The organism is Kitasatospora sp. NPDC051914 (genome assembly GCF_040680995.1).
In the GTDB taxonomy this organism is placed as follows: Bacteria; Actinomycetota; Actinomycetes; order Streptomycetales; family Streptomycetaceae; genus Kitasatospora.
This window is the reverse complement of record NZ_JBFAXX010000146.1, coordinates 1-4,537: the sequence shown is the minus strand read 5'-3', so window position 1 is coordinate 4,537 and position 4,537 is coordinate 1. Positions and strand designations below refer to the sequence as shown.

Here is a 4,537-nt window from a genome sequence, read left to right as displayed (position 1 = left end):
GGGCCCGGCCCGGGCCCCCGCCGCGGCGGTGTCAGCGGGCGCTGACCTCGTGCACGAAGGCGACCAGGCGGGTCAGCGCGTCCGGGTCCATGGTCGGCATGACGCCGTGTCCGAGGTTGAAGATGTGACCGCTGTCGCCGAGTGCGGCGGCGGCGTGCAGCACCTCGCGGGCCTTGGTCTCGACGACGTGGGTGGGTGCGTAGAGCACCGCCGGGTCGAGGTTGCCCTGCAGGCCCTTGTCGGGGCCCACCCGGTCGGCGGCGACGTTCAGCGGCACCCGCCAGTCGACGCCGACGACGTCCGCGCCGGCCTGGCCCATCAGGCCGAGGAGCTCGCCGGTGCCGACGCCGAAGTGGATGCGCGGCACGCCGTAGTGGGCGACCTCCTCGAAGACCCGGGCGCTGGCGGGCATCACCGAGCGGCGGTAGTCGTCGGGGGCGAGCGCGCCGACCCAGGAGTCGAAGAGCTGGATCGCGGAGGCGCCGGCCTCGATCTGGATCTTCAGGAAGGCGGCGGTGATGTCCGCCAGCCGGTCGACCAGGCCCGCCCACAGCTCAGGGGCGCCGTACATCATGGCCTTGGTCTTCTCGTGGCTCTTGGACGGCCCGCCCTCGACCAGGTAGCTGGCGAGGGTGAACGGGGCGCCGGCGAAGCCGATCAGCGGGGTGGTGCCGAGCTCGTCGACGAGCAGCCCGACCGCCTCGGTGATGTACGGCATGTCGTCGGGCTCCAGCGGGCGCAGCCGCTGCAGGTCCTCGACGGTGCGGATCGGGTCGGCGATGACCGGGCCGACGCCGGGCTTGATGTCGACGTCGATGCCGACGGCGCGCAGCGGTACCACGATGTCGCTGAAGAAGATCGCCGCGTCCACCTTGTGCCGGCGGACGGGCTGCAGCGTGATCTCCTTGACCAGCTCGGGGCGCATGCAGGACTCCAGCATCGGAATCCCCTCGCGCACCTTGAGGTACTCGGGCAGCGAGCGGCCGGCCTGCCGCATGAACCACACGGGCGTGTACGGCACCGGCTCGCGGCGGGCGGCGCGCAGGAAGACGGAGTCGTACGCGGCGCCGCGGCGCACGGTGGACTGCGGGTCGGTCTCGGCTGCGGGGGTCGCCGCGGGTGTCTCGCTCACGGGTCAAATCTTCGCACGCGCCGCCCGCGGGGCCGCTCCGGGCGGCTCGTAGGTTCGTCCGATATCCACAACCCGTGGCGCTACGGCGCGCCGCACCGGCGAAAGTTGCTCGGATTGGGGGCGCGGGCGACCTAGGCTTCCCTCCATGGCAGCGGTCGGCGGACACCCCGCACAAGGTGGCGGAACTGAGAAGGAGGCGGCGCCGATCGAGTTCCGCCGCGCGGTCGAGGCGCTCGCCGGTGCCCGGCTCCGACCCGAGGTGCTGCTCTCCCCCGCGCCGGCCCCGCGCCGGCTGGCCCCGTTCGCGTACGCGGTGACCGCCGTGGTCGAGGTGGACGGCGAGGAGCTCGCGGACGGCCGCCTGGTGCTGCTGCACGACCCCGCCGGCCAGGAGGCCTGGAACGGGGACTTCCGCGTGGTGACGATGACCAGGGCCGAACTGGAGCCCGAGATCGCCGGCGACCCGATGCTGAGCGAGGTCGGCTGGGCCTGGCTGATGGACGCGCTGCAGGCGCACGGCGCCGGGTACGCGGAGCCGGGCGGCACGGTGACCCGCTGCGCCTCGCACTACTTCGGGGCACTGGCCGAGCGTCCGGCGTCGACCGAGATCGAGGTGCGGGCGTCCTGGACGCCGGCCGACAAGCGGTTCGAGCGGCACCTGGCGGCCTGGGGCGACATGCTGTGCATCTGCGCCGGGCTGCCGCCGACCGCCGCGGCGCCCGTGGCGATGACGGACGCCCCGTCACTCGGCGGCGTGGTGCCGATGCCGGCCCGCCGCCGGCCCCGCCCGCACTGAGCCGCGGGCCGCGGTGCGGCCGCCGCTGCCCTTCCGGGGGACGTCCCGTCCGGCGCGGGCCACCGCCACTCCCAGGGCTGATGGAGTGTGACTTCCGTCGCCGTCCGCGTCAATTACCCGGCAAAAATTGATCATTTCGATCCGGTATCGATCGAATCCGTGCGATTCGAGGGCATGTCGTATCAGTCACCTGCGCGATTTGTCCGTATTGTTACTCACTAGATCGTGATCTTTCGCTAAAGCCGGGCACGGATGATGCCGAAGGTGTCAGTGACCCTTTCCGAACGCGGAACACTCCGACCGCCCCCATCGGGGTTCCGTCCGCCACTCCCCACAGGAGGCCTGGTGTCGGTCCTTCTCGAGCACCCCGCAAACGTGGTCGCCTACCGTCCGACGAAGCCCACCGCCATGGTGGTCATCGCCGACCCGCGCGTCCGAAACACCGTCACCCGGCACCTGTGGGCCCTGGGTGTCCGCGACGTGATCGAGGTCTCCTCGATCGCCGAGGCCCGCCCGCGGGTGGCCACCCCGCGCGACATCTGCATCGCCGACGTGCACCTCCCGGACGGCTCCGGGCTGACCATCCTGGCCGAGACCCGCGCCGCGGGCTGGCCCAACGGCCTCGCGCTCTCCGCGGCCGACGACATCGGGGCCGTCCGCTCCGCGCTCGCCGGCGGCGTCAAGGGCTACGTGGTCACCGGTACCCGTACCAACCTCGCCATGCCCGGCCGGCCCGGCATGCCGCTCGGCGCCGCCCACCTCGCCGGCCGGATGCGCCGGCCCGGCATGCCGGGCGTCCCCGGCGTCCCCGGAGCCGCGGGGGCGCCCGGTGCACCCGGCGCGCCGGGTGCACCGGGCGCGCAGCCCACCGCGTACCGGGAGCTGTCGGGCCGCGAGGTCGAGGTGCTGCGGCTGGTGGCGGAGGGCCAGTCCAACAAGGCGATCGGCGTGGCGATGGGCCTGTCCGCACTCACCGTGAAGAGCCACCTCGCGCGGATCGCCCGCAAGCTGGGCACCGGCGACCGGGCCGGCATGGTCGCGGTCGCCCTGCGCACCGGCATCATCCACTGACCCCCGTGCCGGCCCGCTGCGGGCCGGCACCGGCGGGCCGTCCCGGCGGAGGCCCGGAGGAACGTTTCCTCCGGGCCTCCGCCGCACACCAGCGGGGTGACCGGCGGGCCATGCACCGGGGGCATATGTCGGAACGCGGTCTGACCAGTCCGACAACACTCCCGGCCGCGAACGCCGTCGTACCCTTGGGGGGTGACCGACGCCGTAGCAGCCATCCCAGAAGAGACAGCCCCGGTCCCGCTCCTCGAACCGCGGGAGGGGCTGCCACCCGTCGTGGCCGACGAGCAGGCGCTCGCCGCGACGATCGCGGCCTTCGCCGCCGGGACGGGCCCGGTCGCCGTCGACGCCGAGCGCGCCTCCGGCTACCGCTACGGCCAGCGGGCCTATCTCATCCAGCTCCGCCGGGCCGGCGCGGGCACCGCCCTGATCGACCCGATCGCCTGCCCCGACCTGACCGCCCTCGGCGAGGCCCTCGCCGACGCCGAATGGGTGGTGCACGCCGCCACCCAGGACCTCCCCTGCCTCGCCGAGGTCGGCATGCGCCCGCAGCGCCTGTTCGACACCGAGCTCGCCGGGCGGATCGCCGGCTTCCCCCGGGTCGGCCTCGGCCCGATGACCGAGAACGTGCTCGGCCTCTCGCTCGCCAAGGAGCACTCGGCGGTCGACTGGTCCACCCGCCCGCTGCCCGAGCCCTGGCTGCGCTACGCCGCTCTGGACGTCGAGGTGCTGGTCGAGCTGCGCGACGCACTCGAGCAGGAGCTGGACGCCCAGGGCAAGCTCGACTGGGCCCTCCAGGAGTTCGCGGCCCTCGCCGCCGCCCCGCTGCCGGCCCCCCGGGTCGACCCGTGGCGGCGCACCTCCCAGCTGCACAAGGTGCGGCGGCGCCGGCAGCTCGCCGCCGTCCGCGAGCTCTGGCAGACCCGCGACCGGATGGCCCGCGAGCGCGACGTCTCCCCCGGCCGGGTGCTGCCCGACGCCGCCATCGTCAACGCGGCCCTCGCCATGCCGCTCAACGCCGCCGCGCTGGTCGCCGTCCAGGGCTTCGGCCCGCGGGTGAACCGGCGCCAGCTCGACCAGTGGCTGGCCGCCCTGCAGCGCGCCCGCGAGCTGCCGGAGTCCCAGCTGCCCGCCGCCGCGGCGCCGCACGACGGGCCGCCGCCGCCCCGCGCCTGGGCCGACAAGGACCCGGTGGCGGCGGCGCGGCTGTCCGCGGCGCGGGCCGCGGTGTCGGCGATCGCCGAGGAGAAGAACCTGCCGGCCGAGAACCTGATCACGCCGGACCTCGTCCGGCGGGTCTGCTGGGAGCCCCCGGCGGTGGCCGACGCCGAGAACATCGCCGCCTCCCTCCGCCGCCTCGGCGCCCGCCGGTGGCAGACCGACCTGGTCTCCCCGGCCCTCGCCACCGCCTTCGACGAGGCCGCCGGCTAGGGCCCAGGTCAGGGCGGTAAGCCATCAGGGGCGCGGGGGGCGGGGGGGCAGCCGTCGGGGGCGGGGGGGGGGTGCGGGGGGACGCGTAAGCCCCCCCGCCCCTAGGCGGA

Annotated in this window: 4 protein-coding genes; 3 read left to right on the top strand and 1 reads right to left on the bottom strand. The window is 74.7% G+C overall.

The window, feature by feature from the left end; all coding sequences use genetic code 11:
- Window positions 1-31: 31 nt before the first annotated feature.
- Window positions 32-1,078 (bottom strand): uroporphyrinogen decarboxylase, encoded by a 1,047-nt coding sequence (gene hemE, locus AB0M03_RS39425; RefSeq protein WP_363501603.1) that lies wholly within the window; start codon window positions 1,076-1,078, stop codon window positions 32-34.
- Between the two features lie 199 nt (window positions 1,079-1,277).
- Here hemE and AB0M03_RS39420 point away from each other — a divergent pair, with 199 nt between their 5' ends.
- The 3 genes from AB0M03_RS39420 (at window position 1,278) to AB0M03_RS39410 (ending at window position 4,427) form a co-directional block, all read left to right on the top strand.
- Complete coding sequence (locus AB0M03_RS39420) at window positions 1,278-1,928, top strand: DUF3000 domain-containing protein (RefSeq protein WP_363501600.1); 651 nt, start codon at window positions 1,278-1,280, stop codon at window positions 1,926-1,928.
- Between the two features lie 345 nt (window positions 1,929-2,273).
- Window positions 2,274-2,999: a response regulator transcription factor gene (locus AB0M03_RS39415; protein WP_363501597.1), complete on the top strand. Its 726-nt coding sequence runs from the start codon at window positions 2,274-2,276 to the stop codon at window positions 2,997-2,999.
- A 192-nt stretch (window positions 3,000-3,191) separates the two neighbouring features.
- Complete coding sequence (locus AB0M03_RS39410; protein ID WP_363501594.1) at window positions 3,192-4,427, top strand: HRDC domain-containing protein; 1,236 nt, start codon at window positions 3,192-3,194, stop codon at window positions 4,425-4,427.
- Window positions 4,428-4,537 lie beyond the last annotated feature (110 nt).

Coding starts and splice junctions, on each gene's coding strand:
- AB0M03_RS39420 (WP_363501600.1), top strand. CDS start 1,278: ATGGCAGCGGTCGGCGGACACCCCGCACAAGGTGGCGGAACTGAGAAG.